This window comes from Roseibium salinum, from assembly GCF_026240905.1.
Taxonomy (GTDB): domain Bacteria; phylum Pseudomonadota; class Alphaproteobacteria; order Rhizobiales; family Stappiaceae; genus Roseibium; species Roseibium salinum.
Window position 1 is genome coordinate 4,463,466 of the sequence record NZ_JAPEVI010000003.1, and the last position, 17,009, is coordinate 4,480,474.

A 17,009-nucleotide genomic window follows, 5' to 3' on the forward strand; every position below is an offset into this window, starting at 1 on the left:
AGACGGACCTGAAGGTCCTCCGCAGGATGAGGATTTGCTTGGGGCAACCCTGACTGCGGTTGATCTGGTCACCGTGTTCCTACGGTATTGGCACCGTAGAATGACGGTAGCATAGTTCTCGTGAAGTTTCGCCATCTATGGAATGCCGCATGCCGCTTGCCGATCAACTGGTCCGGGAAATCGATGACAGGCGCGACGATCTGATCGCGCTGACGCAGGATCTGCTGCGCATCCCCACGCTGAACCCACCCGGCGAGAACTATCGCGACATCTGCGAGTACCTCGCCAGGCGCCTGGGATCTTCCGGTTTCCAGGTGGAGCTGATCCGCGCCCACGGCACACCGGGCGATTGCGAGAAATATCCGCGCTGGAACGTCGTGGCGCGCCGTGAGGGTACCGGGCCGGGCGAATGCATCCACTTCAACAGCCATATCGACGTCGTCGATGTCGGGCTCGGCTGGACGAAGGATCCGTTCGGCGGAGAACACTCGGACGGCAAGATCTACGGGCGCGGCGCCTGCGACATGAAGGGCGGCCTGGCCTCCAGCATCATTGCGGCCGAAGCCTTTCTGGCCGTGTGTCCGGATTTTTCCGGGGCGATCGAGATCAGCGGCACGGCGGACGAGGAATCCGGCGGGTTCGGCGGTGTCGCCTATCTGGCGCAGAAGGGCTATTTCAATCCTGAGCGCGTCCATCACGTCATCATTCCCGAACCGCTCAACAAGGACCGCATCTGCCTGGGCCACCGGGGGGTCTGGTGGGCAGAGCTGGAGACGTTCGGCGAAATTGCCCACGGGTCGATGCCGTTTCTGGGCGATTGCGCGATCCGGCACATGGGCGCGGTGATGGACGAGATGGAGCGCACGCTGTTTCCGGCGCTGGCGAAGAAACGGACCGAGATGCCGGTCGTGCCCGAAGGCGCCCGCCAGTCGACCCTGAACATCAATTCGATCCATGGCGGACAGTCGGAAGGCGAGGCGGATTTCACGGGCCTGCCGAGCCCCTGCGTACCCGATAGCTGCCGCATGGTGATCGACCGCCGCTTCCTGCTGGAGGAGAATATCGAGGAAGTACAGTCGGAGTTCATGGATATACTGAAGACCGTGCAGGGACAGCGGGAAAGCTTCCGCTATGATCTACGCGAGCTGCACCGGGTGCTGCCGACCATGACCGAGCGCGACGCGCCGGTGGTGCGCACGGTCGCCAGGGCGATCGCGGCGACGATGGGACGGCCGGCGGAATATGTCGTCAGCCCAGGCACCTACGACCAGAAACACATCGACCGGATCGGCAAACTGAAAAATTGCATCGCTTACGGGCCGGGCATTCTGGATCTGGCGCACAAACCGGATGAATATGTGGGAGTGGATGACATGCTCGATTCCGCGAAGGTGATGGGCCTTTCGCTGATCGACCTGTTGACAAGGGCTCGGGACCTGGATCTTCCGGCCGAAGCCTCAAAATAAGGGGGAAGTCATGAAATTGCGCATGCTTGGAAGTGGACTGGTCAGCGTTGTGGCGCTGGCGGTCGGCATGGGAGTTGCCCACGCAAAGAGCGACCTCACCATCGCGCTGCAGCTCGAGCCGCCGCATCTGGATCCGACCAGTGCGGCCGCCGGCGCGATCGATTCCGTTCTTTATTCCAACGTTTTTGAAGGGCTGACCCGCTTCGGTCCCGACGGCTCGGTCAATCCGGGCCTTGCGGAAAGCTGGACCGTTTCCGACGACGGCAAGACCTATACCTTCAAGCTGCATTCCGGCGTGAAGTTCCACGACGGCACGGACATGACCGCCGAGGACGTGAAATTCACCCTCGACCGGGCACGCGCCGAGGACAGCCAGAACGCGCAGAAGGCGCTTTTTTCCGGCATCGAGAGCGTCGAGGCCGTCGATCCGCTGACCGTGAAGGTGACCCTTTCGGCGCCGGACGGCAGCTTCCCGTTCAACATGGCCTGGGGCGATGCGGTGATCGTGGCCCCTGAAACCATCGGCGACATCAAGACCAAACCGGTCGGGACCGGAGCCTTCAGGTTTTCCGACTGGACCCAGGGCGACAAGATCGAGCTGGAAAAGAACGCCGACTACTGGGGCACGCCCGCCAAACTGGACAAGGCGACGTTCAAGTTCATTTCCGACCCGACCGCGGCTTTCGCTGCCGTGATGGCGGAAGACGTGGATGCCTTTGCCGGCTTCCCCGCGCCGGAAAACCTGCCGCAGTTCGAAGCCGATCCGAGGTTCCAGGTGCTGGTCGGCTCGACGGAAGGCGAGACGATCCTGTCGATCAACAACAAGCTTCCCCCGCTCGACGACATCAAGGTGCGCGAGGCGATCGCCCATGCCATCGACCGGCAGGCGATTATCGACGGGGCCATGTTCGGCTACGGCACGCCGATCGGAACCCACTTCGCCCCGCACCACCCGGACTATGTCGACCTGACCGCCAACAGCGCCCATGACCCGGAACTGGCGAAAAAACTGCTGGCTGAGGCCGGATATCCTGACGGCTTCACGACCACGCTGAAATTGCCGCCGCCCTCCTATGCCCGCCGGGGCGGGGAGATCATCGCGGCTCAACTGCGGGCGGTCGGCATCGAAACCGAGATTACCAACCTGGAATGGGCCCAGTGGCTGGAACAGGTGTTCAAGGGCAAGGATTTCGGCCTGACCATCGTCAGCCATACCGAGCCGATGGATATCGGTATCTATGCCCGGCCGGACTATTACTTCCAGTATCAGAACCCCGAGTTCAACAAGGTGATCGAGGACCTGACGCTGGCCAACGATCCGGAGGAACGCTCGGCGCTGCTTAAGCAGGCTCAGGAGATGATCTCCAAGGACTATGTCAACGGCTACCTGTTCCAGCTCGCCTTTCCGACGGTTGCCAACGCCAAGATCAAGGGGCTCTGGAAGAACCAGCCCACCCAGGCGACCGACCTGACCGCCGTCCATTGGGAAGAGTGAGCCTGCCTGCAACACAGGCACCCGCGCCGGGGCGCGGGTGCCATCTCGTCTAATCCTCTCCGGTCCAGCCGGAAACAGCCCGCCGACAGGCGCATAACGGGTTCATGCTGCGGTATTTCCTCAAGAGATTGCTGTCCCTCGGGCTGAGCCTCGTGGCTGCATCCATCGTCATCTTCCTGGCGCTGGAAGTGGTGCCGGGCGATCCGGCCGCCTATATGCTCGGCCTCAACGCCCAGGAGGATACGCTTGCGGCCCTCAGGCAAGAGCTTGGCCTCACCGGGTCCATCCTGCAGCGTTACCTCTCCTGGACGGGGGGATTGCTGACCGGCGATTTCGGCGTTTCCTACACCTACCGCACCCCTGTCGCCGAAATGATCGGCGACAGGCTGTGGGTGTCGCTGCCGCTGGCGCTCTACGCCCTGACGCTGAGTACCCTGATCGCTTTTCCAGCCGGCATCTGGGCGGCCTCCCGGCGCGGGTCCTATGTGGACGCCTCGGTCATGGGCGTGACCCAGCTGGGCGTTGCCATTCCCAACTTCTGGTTCGCCATGCTGATGGTGCTGGTCTTTGCCATCAATCTGCGCTGGTTTTCCGCCGGCGGCTTTCCGGGCTGGGACGCCGGGTTCTTCGTGGCTATGAAAGCCCTGACCCTGCCGGCCATTGCCCTGGCCCTGCCGCAGGCCAGCATTCTCACCCGCGTGATGCGCTCCAGCCTGCTCGACACGCTCGGCGAGGACTTCATCCGCACGGCTCGGGCCAAGGGGCTCAACCGCCGCCAAGCGCTGTGGCGCCACGCGCTGCGCAACGCGCTGATCCCGGTGCTGACCATCATGGGTCTGCAGTTCTCCTTCCTGCTGGCCGGGGCGATCATCATCGAGAACGTCTTCTTTCTGCCCGGTCTTGGCCGCCTGGTGTTCCAGTCGATCAGTGCCCGCGACATCATCGTCGTCGAAAGCATCGTCATGCTGCTCGTCTTCGCGGTGATCATGGTCAATTTCGCCGTCGATATGGCCTATGCGCTGGTCGACCCGCGTCTGAGAAGGCGGCGCTAGATGAGCTTCCTCGCCCACAGCCGGACGCTTCTTCCCGGCGCTCTGCTGACCCTGGTCTTCGCCGGCGCCGCTCTCCTGAGCCTCGTCTGGGTGCCCTATGACATAACGGTCCTGGACATTTCCGCCCGGATGAAGCCGCCGTCGCTCTCCCATCCGTTCGGCACCGACCAGTTCGGCCGGGATATCCTGAGCATGATCATGGTCGGCGCGCGCACCTCGATTGCGGTCGCTCTGGTGGCCGTGGGCATCGGCATGCTCGCCGGCGTGCCGCTGGGACTTGCGGCCGCGGCGCGCAAGGGCGGGTTTGCGGACGAATTCATCATGCGGTCCAACGACCTGGTGTTCGCGTTTCCGAGCCTGCTGATCGCCGTCATGATCACCGCCGTTTTCGGTGCCTCGGCCCTCAATGCCATCATCGCCATCGGAATCTTCAACATTCCCGTTTTCGCGCGGCTGACGCGTGGCGCGGCGCTGTCGCTCTGGAGCCGGGACTATATCCTGGCGGCCCGGGTGGCGGGCAAGGGTGCGGCGAGGATCTCGCTGGAGCATATCCTGCCGAACGTCGCCAACCTGCTGATCGTCCATGGCACGATCCAGTTCTCGCTCGGCATCCTGGCCGAAGCGGGCCTCAGCTATGTCGGGCTCGGCGCGCAGCCGCCGACGGCCAGTTGGGGCCGCATGCTCGCCGACAGCCAGACGATGATCTCGCTTGCGCCGCATCTGGCACTGTTTCCGGGACTGGCCATTCTTCTCACCGTGCTCGGGCTCAACCTGACCGGCGACGGACTGCGTGACCTTCTCGATCCGAAACTGCGGAGGGCCCGCTCATGAGCCTTCTGACGATCGAAAACCTGTCGCTGGCAATCCATGGCCTGCCGATCCTTGAAAACGTCTCCATGAGCGTCCACCCCGCACACATCCTCGGCGTCATCGGCGAAAGCGGGTCGGGCAAATCGATCACCGCCTTCAGCGTCATGCAGCTTCTGCCCAACGGCACGCAGTGCTCGGGCCGGATTTTCCTTGCGGGCGAGGAGATCCTGTCGAAAAGCGAAGCCGAGCTGTGCCGGATCCGCGGGCGGGATGTCGGGATGGTGTTTCAGGAGCCGATGACCGCGCTCAATCCGCTGAAGACCATCGGGGCGCAGGTTGCCGAGACGATCCTGATCCACGAAAAGGTCTCGAAAAAAGAGGCTCTGGCCCGGGCGGCCGAAGCGCTCAGGCGGGCCGAGCTGCCGCAGGACCGGTTCCCGCTGTCGCGCTATCCGCACGAGCTCTCCGGCGGTCAGCGCCAGCGGGTGGTGATCGCCATGGCGATCGCGCTCCGGCCCAGGCTGCTGATCGCCGACGAGCCGACCACCGCGCTCGATGTCACCACCCAGGCGCAGATCCTCGACCTGTTGAAGCGGCTGGTGGCCGAAGACGGCATGGGGCTGATGCTGATCAGCCACGATCTTGCAGTCGTCGCCGATCTTGCCGACGACCTGGTGATCATGCGCAAGGGCGAAGTCGTGGAGGCCGGCGCGGCAAAGGCGCTGTTCGCCAACATGAAGCATCCTTATTCGCAGGCACTCCTGGAAGCCTCGAGCCATGTTCCCGAGCGGGCCGGGGAGAGGGCGGACCATCCGCTTCTGGAAGTGCGCAGCGTGGTGCGCGACTATGTTACCCACAGCCACGGCTGGTGGGGCGGGGCATCGCAGTTTCGGGCCGTCGATGAGGTCAGCTTTACCATTCGCAAGGGCGAAAGCCTGGGGCTCGTCGGCGAGATCCGGCTGCGGAAAGTCCACCCTGACCCGGGCCATTCTCGGCTTGGAGGAGGTGCAGGGCGGCGAGATCCTGTTTGACGGACAGCCGGTCTATACCGGCAGCCACGCGAACAGGGCAGTCCGCCGGCGCATGCAGGTGGTGTTCCAGGATCCCTATGGCAGCTTCAATCCGCGCTGGAAGGTCGACCGGCTGGTCACCGAGCCGTTCCACCTGCTCGATGAGCCGCCGAGGGGAGCGGACCGGGACAACGCCATTGTCGAGGCGCTGGAGAGTGTCGGGCTGAGCGCGGACGACCGGCACAAATACATCCACGAGTTCAGCGGCGGCCAGCGTCAGCGCATCGCGATCGCCCGCGCGCTGATCATCAAGCCGGACCTGATCATCCTGGACGAAGCGGTCTCGGCGCTGGACGTCTCGGTGCGCGCGCAGGTGCTCGACCTCCTGGCCTCCCTGAGCGACCGGTTCGGCCTGACCTATCTCTTCATCAGCCATGACCTCAGCGTCGTCCGCTCGATCACAGACCGGGTGCTGGTCATGAAAGCCGGAAAGATTGTCGAGGAGGGCCCGACCGGCTCCGTCTTCGATGCCCCGAAACACGATTACACGCGACAACTGGTGGCCGCGGCCCCGGTCCTGCCGGCGGACATGGCCGCTGTCAGTTGAGACATCTGGAGGATGCATGAGCCAGGAGCTGAATCTTTGGTACGATCCGGGGAAATGCCTGATCGGCGGGAAATGGGTTGCCTCGGCGAGCGGCGAGACGCTGCCGCTCAATAACCCCTCCACCGGTGAGCAGATAGGAGCGATTGCGCGGGGCAATGGGCAGGACATCGACGCCGCCGTTGCCGCCGCCGAGGCGGCGAGGGTAGGGCCGTGGGGCAAGCTGACGGCGGCCGAGCGCGGCCGCCTGCTGTTCCGCATCAGCCAGAAGGTGCTGGAACGGGTCGAGGATCTTGCGCGGATCGAGGCCATCGACGTCGGCAAGCCGCTGAAGCAGGCACGCGCCGATGCGCTCGCCCTGGCGCGCTATCTGGAGTTTTACGGCGGAGCGGCCGACAAGCTTCATGGGGAGACGATCCCCTATCTCGACGGCTATACGGTCTACACGTTGCGCGAACCGCACGGGGTGACCGGCCATATCGTTCCCTGGAACTATCCGATGCAGATCATCGGCCGGTCCGTCGGGGCGGCGCTTGCGACCGGGAACGCCTGCGTCCTGAAACCGGCCGAAGACGCCTGCCTGACGGCACTCGCCTTTGCCGATCTGGCACAGCAGGCCGGGCTGCCGGACGGAGCGCTGAACGTCGTGCCGGGGCTTGGCTCGGAGGCCGGTGCCGCGCTTTCCGCGCATCCGGGGGTGAACCACATCAGTTTCACCGGCTCCGTCGCGACGGGAGTTCAGGTGCAGACCGCGGCGGCAAGGAACGTGGTGCCCGTCACCTTGGAACTGGGCGGCAAGTCACCCCAGCTGGTCTTTGCCGACGCGGATCTGGACGCCGCGCTGCCGTTTCTGGTGAATGCCGGCATCCAGAACGCCGGCCAGACCTGTTCGGCCTCCTCGCGCATTCTCGTCCATCGCTCGCTCCACGATCAGGTGGTCGAGCGCATGGCCGCCCGGTATTCCTCGCTCCAGGTCGGGCCGGCCCTTGCCGATCTCGATGTCGGTCCGCTGATCTCGGCCAGGCAGAAGTCGATCGTCTCCGGTTTCCTGGGTCGCGGTACGGATCTTGAAAAGGCCGCCGAGGGTGTCCTGCGCGATGCTCCCGATGGCGGCAACTATGTCAGGCCGACGCTGTTTGCCGGTGTCTCCCCGACGCACACCCTGGCGCAGGACGAGATTTTCGGTCCGGTTCAGGTCGTCATTCCCTTCGACGACGAGGAGCAGGCCGTCGCGATCGCCAATGGCACCGACTACGGCCTCGTGGCGAGCATCTGGTCCCGCGACGGCGCGCGGCAGATGCGGGTGGCGAAGAAGATCCGCACCGGCCAGGTCTTCATCAACAATTACGGCGCCGGCGGCGGGGTCGAACTGCCCTTCGGCGGCATGGGCAAGTCCGGCCACGGCCGCGAAAAGGGGTTCGAGGCGCTCTACGGTTTCACGGTGCTGAAGACGGTCGCGGCCTATCACGGCTGAACCTGTGGGGCGTCCATTGAGCGGATGAAGCAACGCGGGAAACCGCGGTCGGAGAGCCGGACCGTCGGCTTGAAGCCTTGAAGGTTGGGGCTCTCCGGTCCCGGCTCGCGCTGCGCTTGGCCGGGATGACGAACCGTGAGGGGCCTCGATAGCCGAAAACCTCGTCCTTCGAGACGGCGCTTTGCGCCGCCTCAGGATGAGGGGTTTGCGGAAAGATACAAAGGATCGCGCGTCTTGGAGCAACGGTTCTGATGACGGCGGAGAGCAGGAATATGAACGGGAGATCGAGATGAGATTGCAGGGAAAAACAGCCATCGTGACGGGTGGGGCTTCCGGGTTCGGGGCAGGTATCGTGCGCAAGTTCGCGGCCGAGGGGGCAAGGGTCCTGATTGCGGATCTGAACATTGCCCTCGGCGAAGAGATCGCCAGCGAAGTGGGCGGCATCGCGGTAAAGGTCGACGTCGCTTCGAATGACAGTGTCAAACTGCTGGCCGAAACCGCCTTCACCACGTTCGGGACAGTCGACATCCTGGTCAACAATGCCGGCATTACCCATCTGCCCAAGCCGATGCAGGACGTCAGCGAAGAGGAGTTCGACCGCGTGATGGCGGTCAACTGCAAGTCGGTCTATCTGACGGCGCGGCATTTCGCGCCCCGGATGATCGCGGCCGGCACGGGCGCGATCCTGAATGTCGCCTCGACCGCAGGCCTCAGCCCGCGCCCGCGCCTCAACTGGTACAATGCCTCGAAAGGCTGGATGATCACCGCCACCAAGACCATGGCGGTGGAACTTGCTCCCTCCGGCGTGCGCGTCAATGCGATCTGCCCGGTGGCCGGGGAAACGCCTCTGCTGAAAAGCTTCATGGGCGAGGACACTCCCGAAATGCGCGCCAAGTTCCTTTCAACGATCCCGATCGGGCGGTTCTCTACCCCCGAGGACATGGGCAACGCCGCCTGTTTCCTGTGTTCGGACGAGGCCGGCATGGTCACCGGCGTTGCCATGGAGGTTGATGGCGGGCGCTGCATCTGAAGGTGACGATTTTCCGCCGGCGCCACTCCCTTCGGCGCTGTCGTGCTGACCGGCATGCACGGCGCGCGCGGAGGGGCCCGGCGAACATCGCGCGTCGCGCTTGCCCTACTCCAGGTTGGAATGCTTCCAAAAGATAAAACTTGACTGTGGCAGTCATGAAAAATAAGACCAAAACAGGAGTATAAAGCTCCAGTTTTATCTTTTCTTATTCCGAGGCAGACGTGACCAAGATCAGGGATTTCGCAGCTTCTGTGCTGCTGACAGCAGCGCTCCTACCGGCCGGCGCGGCAGCGGCCGATACCATCACCGTTACCGACATCACCGGACGGACCGTCCAGGTCGAGGGCCCGGTGGAAAAGGTCATTCTCGGCGAAGGCCGCCAGATCTATTTCACCGCGGCGCTGGATACCGAAGAGCCGTTCAGGCGCGTCGTCGGCTGGCGCGACGATTTCGAGAAGGCCGATAATGACGGCTATCACCAGTATCTCGAAAAATATCCGGAAATGGCGGAGCTGCCGACCTTTGGCGGCATGAAGGACGGGACCTTCGATGTCGAGCAGGCCGTTGCCCTCGATCCGGATGTGATCATCCTCAACATCGACGCCAAGGCGGCGACCGAAGAGGGCGGATACATCGAGAAGCTGGAGAAGGTCGGGATTCCGGTCGTCTTCATCGACTTCCGCGAAAAGCCGATGGCCCATACGGAGCCGTCCATGCGCATCATCGGCAAGCTCTACGACAAGGAAGAGCAGGCGGAAGCCTTCATCAGGTTCCGTGCCGAAGAAATCGCGAAAGTCACCGACCGGCTGGCAGCGGAAAAGGACCTGAAGCGGCCGGTCGTCTTCATGGAGCGAGCCGGCGGCTATTCCGACGATTGCTGCATGTCCTTCGGCAACGAGAATTTCGGCATGATGGTGGAACTTGCCGGCGGCACGAACATGGCCAGCAACATCATTCCGGGCACCTTCGGCACCGTGAACCCGGAGCAGATCATCGCGTCCAATCCGGACCACGTGATCGTCACCGGGGCCAACTGGGACCTCTATGTGCCCGGCGGCGCATGGGTGGGCGTCGGCAGCGGCGCGGATCCGGAGGTCACGTCGGAAAAGCTTGCCAACCTGATGGAGCGGCCGGGCTTCACGGGCGTCAAGGCCGTGCAGGAGGGCAACGTGCACGCCATCTGGCACCAGTTCTACAACAGTCCGTACCAGTTCGTGGCCATCCAGCAGATCGCCAAGTGGCTGAATCCGGACCTGTTTGCCGATATCGATCCGGATGCCACCTTCAAGGAGCTGCATGACCGGTTCCTGCCGATCGACTACCGGCCGGGCTACTTCGTCTCGCTGAAATCGGATGGCTGACATGCAGGCGACGGACACGGTTCCGGTCGAAACGGGGCGCGGCTTATACCGCGCCCTCAGCTTCAGGCGGCTGCTGATCATCGGCGGCCTTTTCGCTGCCCTGGCGGCGACATTCTCCCTGGACCTTGCGCTCGGCCCGGCGCGCTATCCCCTGAGCGAGGTCCTGTCGGCGCTGTTCTTCCCCGGCAGCGCCGATCTGCAGACGCGGGTGGTGATCTGGGATATCCGCATGCCGATCGCCCTGATGGCCATCTCGGTCGGCGGGTGCCTCTCGCTCGCCGGTGCCCAGATGCAGACCATCCTGGCAGAATCCGCTGGCCAGCCCGTTCACCCTCGGGATTTCGGCCGCCGCCGGTTTCGGCGCCGCGCTCGGCCTTGTCGCGGGCGTTGCCATCTTTCCGGCGGCCGTCCAGTACATGGTGCCGTTCAACGCCTTCATCATGGCGATGGGCGCATCGCTGTTCATCTACGTGTTTTCCACCTTCCGGGGCGTGACCGTCCAGACCATTGTCCTTCTGGGGATCGCGCTGGTGTTCACGTTCAACGCGCTGCTTTCGCTGCTGCAATATCTCGCCTCCGAACAGGCGCTGGCGGCGGTCGTCTTCTGGACCATGGGCTCGCTCACCAAGGCCACGTGGGGCAAGGTCTATGCAACCTTCGCGGTGCTGGTCGTCTGCGTGCCGTTCTTCGCCCGCAACGCCTGGCCGCTGACAGCGCTGCGGCTGGGCGATGCCAAGGCGGCGAGCTTCGGGGTGAACATCCGCTCGCTGCGCCTCAAGACCCTGCTCGGCGTCAGCCTCTTGGCGGCCATTCCGGTTTCCTTCGTCGGAACGATCGGGTTTGTCGGCCTGGTGGGGCCGCATGTTGCCCGCATGCTCGTCGGGGAGGACCAGCGCTTCTTCCTGCCGGCAGCGATCCTGTGCGGCTCGCTGATGCTGTCGGCGACCTCGGTGGTCTCCAAGATGATCCTGCCCGGTGCAGTCCTGCCCATCGGCGTCATCACCGCGCTTGTGGGCGTGCCCTTCTTCTTCGCGCTGATCTTTGCTGACCGGAGGAACTCTTGGTAACGCTCAAGCTTCATGAACTGGGTGCGAAATACGGTGCCGAACTGATGGTCGAGGGCATCTCCACGCCCGAGATCCGCGGCGGGGAAATGACCGCGGTGATCGGCCCCAACGCCGCCGGCAAGTCGACGCTGTTCAAGCGCGTGGCCGGTCTTTTGAAAGGCCCGGGCACGGTGGTTCTGGAAGGCGCCCGCTCCGAAGCGCGGGAGGCCATTCGCTACATGCCCCAGGACACGAGCGCCAACGCGGTGCTCACGGTCTATGAATCAATTCTGCTCGCCGCCAAGCAGGGGGCCGGATGGCGGGTGCATGACCATGAGCTGGTCGAGATCGACCGGATCCTGCAGGCCCTGCAGATCACCGACCTGGCCTTCCGCAATCTCGGTGAACTCTCCGGAGGACAGCGCCAGCTCGTCTCGATCGCGCAGGCGCTGGTGCGCGATCCGCAGGTCCTGTTGATGGACGAGCCGACCTCGGCACTCGATCTTTACCGTCAGGTGGAAGTGCTGAACTTCATGCAGGCGCTCGCCCGCCGCAAGGGCATGCTGGTGCTGATCGCCCTGCACGATCTCAATCATGCCCTGCGCTACTGCACCAACACCATCGTGCTGGCCTCGGGCCGGATGGTCGCGGCCGGGCCGTCGGCAGAAGTCATCACGCCGGATCTCATGCGCGAGATCTACCGGGTCGAGGCCAGGATCGAGTCCTGCTCGCGCGGGGAGCCGCACATCATCATCGACCGCGCCGCGGCTTGAGTTTGATTATCCGTCAACGTCGTCCTCCCGGCTCGCGCTGCGCTTGGCCGGGAGGACGACGAAAGGATTATTGTTATCGGGCTTGTCTAACTGACCTGTCGCAGAACGTCTCCGAGCACCGAAACGATTTCGCCGATCTGATCCTCTTCGACGATCAGCGGCGGCGACAGGGCGATGATGTCGCCGGTGACGCGGATCAGCAGACCCTTTTCGAAACACTTGACGAAGACCTCATAGGCCCGCGTCCCGGCCGCATCCGGGCGGGAGGCGAGTTCGATGCCGGCGACGAGGCCGATGGTGCGGATGTCGATGACCTTCGGCAGGCCGGCCAGGCTGTGGATGGCCTCGTGCCACTGGCTCTCGAGGCGGCTCGCACGGGTGAGTAGGCCTTCCTGCTCGTAGATGTCGAGGGTTGCCAGGCCCGCGGCGCAGGCGGCCGGGTGGCCGGAATAGGTGTAGCCGTGGAACAGCTCGATGGCGGCTTCCGGTCCGTTCATCAGGGCGTCGTGGACTGTACGGCTTGCGAAAACCGCACCCATCGGGATCGCGCCGTTGGTGAGCCCCTTGGCGGTGGTGACCAGATCCGGAGTGACGCCGAAATAGTCCGCGGCAAAGGGAGCGCCCAGGCGGCCGAAGCCGGTGATGACTTCGTCGAAGATGAGCAGAATGCCGTGTTTCGTGCAGATGTCGCGCAGGCGCTGCAGGTAGCCCTTGGGAGGGAGCAGGACGCCGGTGGAGCCGGCGACCGGTTCTACGATGCAGGCGGCGATCGTCTCGGCGCCGTGGAGGACGACGAGGCGCTCCAGATCGTCCGCAAGGTCCGCCCCGTGTTCGGGCTGGCCCCTGGTGAAGGCGTTCCTTTCAAGATCGTGGGTGTGGCGCAGGTGATCGGCCCCGGGAAGCTGCGGGAAGACGCGCCGGTTGTTGACGAGGCCGCCGACCGTTATGCCGCCGAAGCCGACCCCGTGATAGCCGCGTTCGCGCCCGATCAGGCGGGTGCGGGTGCCCTGGCCGATGGCGCGCTGGTAAGCGACGGCGATCTTCAGCGCCGTGTCGACGGACTCCGACCCGGATCCGGTGAAGAAGACCCGGTCCAGCTTGTTGTCCTGGCTGCCCGGGGCAAGGGCCGCCAGCCGCTCGGCGAAGTCGAAGGCGATGGGATGGCCCATCTGGAAGGACGGGGCGTAGTCGAGCGTTGCGAGCTGATGCTCGACCGCACGGGTGATCTGCTCCCGTCCATGTCCTGCGTTGACGCACCACAGGCCCGCGGTGCCGTCCAGCACCCGGCGGCCGTCATCGGTGGTGTAGTGCATTCCCTTGGCAGCGGTGAAGAGGCGCGGCGCGGCCTTGAACTGCCGGTTGGCCGTAAACGGCATCCAGTAGCTGTCGAGAACCGGCGCATTGGACTTGGAATGGATGTTCATCGGGGTCTCCTCGTTTACGCGGAGTGTCCGTACGATTTGAATTCGGAACAAGTCCTTTTCTGATCGGAATTATCGCCTTGAAATTCCATGCGGGATAATTGATGATTTTCGAAATATTCAACACCCTCAACAGGCTTGCGGCATGACAATCGATATTGGCGGGCGCCTGCGCCACATTCGCATGGCGCATAATCTTTCCCAGCGTGAACTGGCGAAGCGGACCGGCGTTACCAACTCGACCATTTCGCTGATTGAGTCCAATGCCACCAACCCGTCGGTGGGTGCGCTCAAGCGTATCCTCGACGGCATTCCCATCGGCCTGTCCGAATTCTTCGCCTTCGAACCGGACCGTCCGAAGAAGGCCTTCTACCAGGCGCAGGAACTGGTGGAGATCGGCAAGGGCGGCATCTCCTACCGGCAGGTGGGCGATAATCTCTTCGGACGCAATCTGCAGATTTTGAAGGAGTGCTATCAGCCCGGCACGGACACCGGCAAGGTGCCTCTGGTCCATGATGGCGAAGAGGGCGGGATCGTCTTGTCCGGGCGGCTGGAGGTCACGGTCGGGGACGAGCGGAAAATCCTGGGGCCGGGCGATGCCTACTATTTCGAAAGCCGCCGGCCGCACCGCTTCAGATGCGTCGGGCCGCACCCGTGCGAAGTCATCAGTGCCTGCACGCCGCCGACATTCTGACGGTGGCCGGCCGGGCTCCGTTCGATTAGTGACAAGAGTGGCTGAGGGGGCTGTGCAGGGCCAGCAGGCTGTGGAGCGCCCAAATTGCGGGCTTTTCCGGGATCCGGATTCGCGACATCAGTAAGTTTCCGGCCTGCCATCTTTTCCCGAATCGGTTGTTCACTTGCAATTCGATCTCGCCCTGGTGGTATTTTGCGGTGGCAGGAGAGAACAAGCGTGGCCAAAATGCAACATGCTCACTCTATGAACATTCTATGGGTCCCGTAGGGTCAATTTAAACAGTCTCTTAATTTCCTTCGGGTGGATAATGTGTCACAAAAGGCCGTCTTCGGGGTGATCGCTTGGCGCAGGCCGTGGCGACGGCGGATGGATTTGCGGGCATGCCGAGTGGATGTGATCTATTCATCCTTGCGAGCCACCCGCGGAAAACGTGGCGGAAACGGGCTTGCGAAACAGGGTCCAGTTGGGGGTAGTTGATGGGTATGCAGATCATCGGGAAGGGCGCGGTACTCGCTGCGACCATTCTGATCTTGGTTGGCTGCCAGTCCGGTGAATTCGGTGAATACTCGAGCTTCGGAGACAGTGCCGCTTCAGTAAAGGACCTGCCCGACGTCTCCTATTACCGGGACGACGAGTTGCTTGCTCAAGGGAACGTGCAGTTCAAGGAAAAGAACTACGGAAAGTCCTATGCCATCTACAAGCGGGCAGTGGAAGTCTATCCCAAGGATCCGGCAGCCTGGCTCGGATACGCGGCTTCGGCGGACATGATCGGCCGGTTCGACAATGCGGACCAGGGTTATCAGCGGCTCGCCCAGATGGTCCCCAACCGGCCGGAATATCTGAACAACCGCGGCTATTCGCATCTCCTGAGGGGCGACCTGCTCGTTGCCCGCCGCTACTTTCTGAAGGCCTACGAAATCGATCCCTCCAATGAGGTGACCGCCAACAACCTGGAACTCATGCGAAACAGCGTGTCATTTGCCAAACGGGGATGACGGGGCGAGCGGCTCGGCTTCAGAGGGTATGAAGTTGACCAAAGTGGACAAGACGGCCAAATCACCGAACGCTGGGACGCGTCTGGTTGCGCCAGCACGCGAAGCGGCTGGTGACGGCGCTTCGAATGCGGGCACTTCGAACTCTGGCACTTCGAATTTTGGCGAAACGAACAGATTCCGTATCCTGATCGCCTTGAACGCCGCTTCCCTGCTGACAGCCGTGATCTTGCTGGTCGCGCTGGTGTTTTCCTGGACCACCGTTTCCAAACTGCGTCAGATCAATGCGGAACTGGGCGAGTTGAAGAAGCTGGAAGAGCGCATCGTCGGCAAGATCAATCTCATGAATACCGGTTTTCAGAACCGGTTGGAACGGACGGACGACCGGATCGAGGGTTTACAGTCGGAGTTGATGGCGGTGAACGGGACGCTGCAGGAAACCGGCGCCTATATCGAGGATCAGATCCGCGACATCAAGAGAAACACGCGTGCGGGTGAAGCAGGTATTGGTGCAGGCTCTGGTGACGGGGCAAGCGCGGACACTGCCAGCGGGGCGCCCCAGGGCTCTCCGATGTTCCGGCGCGTCGTCACGGAAGACGGCAAGATCCGCTTCGAAAAGAAACGGTAACGCACCGTGGCAGGTCACCAGCGTGTTGCGGAGGCGATCCGTATTACGCGACGAACTTCGCGAACATCACCAGATAGAGCGCCAGAACGATGACGACGCCATAGGGCGTTTTTCTCGTGCTGCCGATTTCATGCAGCCTCACGCCGACCCGCGTGTGCGCGATCGCATTGAGAAAAGGCGACTTGAGCACGACAAGGATCACAAAGGCAAAGCCGAGCAGGCCGATGGAGAACAGAAGCATATGATCCCAGCCGACGAACAGGCCGGTCGGGAACAGCAGCTTCGCATCGCCGGCTCCGAACAGCTTGAAAGCCCAGAAGACGAAGCCCAGGGCAAAGAGAAGCGCTGCGGCGGAGAGGTCTCTCGCCGGGTCGACATAGTGCTGCAGCGCGATGTCGGTGGTCGACAGTCCGGCAAACGCCGTAACCGTATAAAATCCGCACAGGATCAGAACGTCCCTGTTGCGGATTTTCCAGTTGCGGAAGTCCTGAACCGCGACATAGCCGAAGAATGCAGCAGAGGCGGCAAGGCAGATATAGAAGGCGGCAAATTCCAAGTCCGGTCCTCCGGATTGGCGGATATCAAGGCGCGCTCAGCACCGTTCCCCGCAGCCGGTGCCTGCCGCTAAGAACAAGCTGTTTGCGAGTTCACTTGTGCGCCAGGGCGTAGAGAATGTCCTTGTGAGAATTCATCAGCGAAACGGTCAGCAGCGCCAGAAAGATCGTCTGCACGGGCTCGAACTGGCGCAGGCCGATGATCACGGAAGCTATCGTTTCGTTGATGCTGCCCGGCATGACCGGGAGCTGGAAGAATTCCAGTCCGTATCCTATGCAGAAGGCCAATACCGCGGCGTTGAAAAAGACGAGCCGCAGCCTCAGGTGATTTGTTGCCCGCATGAGGGCTATTCCGACGCCGGTGGCAAGAGCGAAGAAGGCGGCGCAATAGGCGACCGGCAGACCGGTCCCGTAGTAGAACAGGTTGGCCGGCTCGCGGATCACGTCAGGCATTTCAAGAAAGGCCCGCCAGGCCAGGGGACTTGACGGATCCAGTCCGATCCAGAGCCGGACACCGAAGAAAGCCGTCAGCAGCAAGAGCCCGGCAACGACACTCAGTTCGGAAATAAAGATGAGCCGTTTCATGATGATTCCCCCGT

At 62.9% G+C, this 17,009-nt stretch carries 14 protein-coding genes and 2 pseudogenes; 13 read left to right on the top strand and 3 right to left on the bottom strand.

Annotated elements, in window-relative coordinates:
* Window positions 1-149: 149 nt before the first annotated feature.
* From ON753_RS25280 to ON753_RS25325, 10 genes and pseudogenes are all read left to right on the top strand, one after another.
* Complete coding sequence (locus ON753_RS25280; RefSeq protein WP_265966710.1) at window positions 150-1,466, top strand: acetylornithine deacetylase/succinyl-diaminopimelate desuccinylase family protein; 1,317 nt, start codon at window positions 150-152, stop codon at window positions 1,464-1,466.
* Between the two features lie 10 nt (window positions 1,467-1,476).
* Window positions 1,477-2,961, top strand: coding sequence for an ABC transporter substrate-binding protein (locus ON753_RS25285; protein ID WP_265966712.1), 1,485 nt, complete (start codon window positions 1,477-1,479; stop codon window positions 2,959-2,961).
* Window positions 2,962-3,065: 104 nt separating this feature from the next.
* Window positions 3,066-4,013: an ABC transporter permease gene (locus ON753_RS25290; protein ID WP_265966713.1), complete on the top strand. Its 948-nt coding sequence runs from the start codon at window positions 3,066-3,068 to the stop codon at window positions 4,011-4,013.
* Window positions 4,014-4,844: an ABC transporter permease gene (locus ON753_RS25295; RefSeq protein ID WP_265966715.1), complete on the top strand. Its 831-nt coding sequence runs from the start codon at window positions 4,014-4,016 to the stop codon at window positions 4,842-4,844.
* A pseudogene (locus ON753_RS25300) lies at window positions 4,841-6,440 on the top strand (ABC transporter ATP-binding protein). Before ON753_RS25295 ends, ON753_RS25300 begins: the two are co-directional and overlap by 4 nt.
* 16 nt (window positions 6,441-6,456) lie before the next feature.
* Entirely contained in the window at window positions 6,457-7,911 is a 1,455-nt protein-coding gene (locus ON753_RS25305) for an aldehyde dehydrogenase family protein (RefSeq protein WP_265966717.1), read from the top strand.
* Between the two features lie 289 nt (window positions 7,912-8,200).
* On the top strand, window positions 8,201-8,941 hold the full coding sequence (locus tag ON753_RS25310) for an SDR family oxidoreductase (protein ID WP_265966719.1): 741 nt from the start codon (window positions 8,201-8,203) through the stop codon (window positions 8,939-8,941).
* Window positions 8,942-9,192: 251 nt separating this feature from the next.
* Window positions 9,193-10,302, top strand: a complete 1,110-nt coding sequence (locus ON753_RS25315) for an ABC transporter substrate-binding protein (protein WP_377047268.1) — start codon at window positions 9,193-9,195, stop codon at window positions 10,300-10,302.
* A 1-nt stretch (window position 10,303) separates the two neighbouring features.
* Window positions 10,304-11,369, top strand: a pseudogene (locus ON753_RS25320) (FecCD family ABC transporter permease).
* A complete protein-coding gene (locus ON753_RS25325) occupies window positions 11,363-12,121 on the top strand; it encodes an ABC transporter ATP-binding protein (protein WP_265966721.1) in 759 nt (252 codons plus the stop codon). Before ON753_RS25320 ends, ON753_RS25325 begins: the two are co-directional and overlap by 7 nt.
* A gap of 86 nt (window positions 12,122-12,207) precedes the next feature.
* Here the strand turns inward: ON753_RS25325 and aptA are convergent, their stop codons facing one another.
* Window positions 12,208-13,545 (bottom strand): omega-aminotransferase AptA, encoded by a 1,338-nt coding sequence (gene aptA / locus ON753_RS25330; RefSeq protein WP_265966723.1) that lies wholly within the window; start codon window positions 13,543-13,545, stop codon window positions 12,208-12,210.
* 142 nt (window positions 13,546-13,687) lie between these two features.
* On the opposite strand from aptA, the gene ON753_RS25335 reads away from it, so the two are divergent.
* The 3 genes from ON753_RS25335 (at window position 13,688) to ON753_RS25345 (ending at window position 15,856) form a co-directional block, all read left to right on the top strand.
* Window positions 13,688-14,236: a cupin domain-containing protein gene (locus ON753_RS25335; protein WP_265966724.1), complete on the top strand. Its 549-nt coding sequence runs from the start codon at window positions 13,688-13,690 to the stop codon at window positions 14,234-14,236.
* 476 nt (window positions 14,237-14,712) lie between these two features.
* Window positions 14,713-15,231 (top strand): tetratricopeptide repeat protein, encoded by a 519-nt coding sequence (locus tag ON753_RS25340; RefSeq protein ID WP_265966725.1) that lies wholly within the window; start codon window positions 14,713-14,715, stop codon window positions 15,229-15,231.
* 28 nt (window positions 15,232-15,259) lie between these two features.
* Window positions 15,260-15,856 (top strand): hypothetical protein, encoded by a 597-nt coding sequence (locus tag ON753_RS25345; RefSeq protein WP_265966727.1) that lies wholly within the window; start codon window positions 15,260-15,262, stop codon window positions 15,854-15,856.
* A gap of 43 nt (window positions 15,857-15,899) precedes the next feature.
* Here the strand turns inward: ON753_RS25345 and ON753_RS25350 are convergent, their stop codons facing one another.
* Entirely contained in the window at window positions 15,900-16,412 is a 513-nt protein-coding gene (locus ON753_RS25350; protein WP_265966729.1) for a prepilin peptidase, read from the bottom strand.
* 91 nt (window positions 16,413-16,503) lie between these two features.
* On the bottom strand, window positions 16,504-16,995 hold the full coding sequence (locus ON753_RS25355; protein WP_265966731.1) for a hypothetical protein: 492 nt from the start codon (window positions 16,993-16,995) through the stop codon (window positions 16,504-16,506).
* Window positions 16,996-17,009 lie beyond the last annotated feature (14 nt).

What these genes read in the sequence shown, in the direction of transcription:
- ON753_RS25280 (WP_265966710.1), top strand. Translation starts at nt 150, where the DNA reads ATGCCGCTTGCCGATCAACTGGTCCGGGAAATCGATGACAGGCGCGAC.
- ON753_RS25285 (WP_265966712.1), top strand. Translation starts at nt 1,477, where the DNA reads ATGAAATTGCGCATGCTTGGAAGTGGACTGGTCAGCGTTGTGGCGCTG.
- ON753_RS25290 (WP_265966713.1), top strand. Translation starts at nt 3,066, where the DNA reads ATGCTGCGGTATTTCCTCAAGAGATTGCTGTCCCTCGGGCTGAGCCTC.
- ON753_RS25295 (WP_265966715.1), top strand. Translation starts at nt 4,014, where the DNA reads ATGAGCTTCCTCGCCCACAGCCGGACGCTTCTTCCCGGCGCTCTGCTG.
- ON753_RS25305 (WP_265966717.1), top strand. Translation starts at nt 6,457, where the DNA reads ATGAGCCAGGAGCTGAATCTTTGGTACGATCCGGGGAAATGCCTGATC.
- ON753_RS25310 (WP_265966719.1), top strand. Translation starts at nt 8,201, where the DNA reads ATGAGATTGCAGGGAAAAACAGCCATCGTGACGGGTGGGGCTTCCGGG.
- aptA (WP_265966723.1), bottom strand. Translation starts at nt 13,545, where the DNA reads ATGAACATCCATTCCAAGTCCAATGCGCCGGTTCTCGACAGCTACTGG.
- ON753_RS25335 (WP_265966724.1), top strand. Translation starts at nt 13,688, where the DNA reads ATGACAATCGATATTGGCGGGCGCCTGCGCCACATTCGCATGGCGCAT.
- ON753_RS25340 (WP_265966725.1), top strand. Translation starts at nt 14,713, where the DNA reads ATGGGTATGCAGATCATCGGGAAGGGCGCGGTACTCGCTGCGACCATT.
- ON753_RS25345 (WP_265966727.1), top strand. Translation starts at nt 15,260, where the DNA reads ATGAAGTTGACCAAAGTGGACAAGACGGCCAAATCACCGAACGCTGGG.
- ON753_RS25355 (WP_265966731.1), bottom strand. Translation starts at nt 16,995, where the DNA reads ATGAAACGGCTCATCTTTATTTCCGAACTGAGTGTCGTTGCCGGGCTC.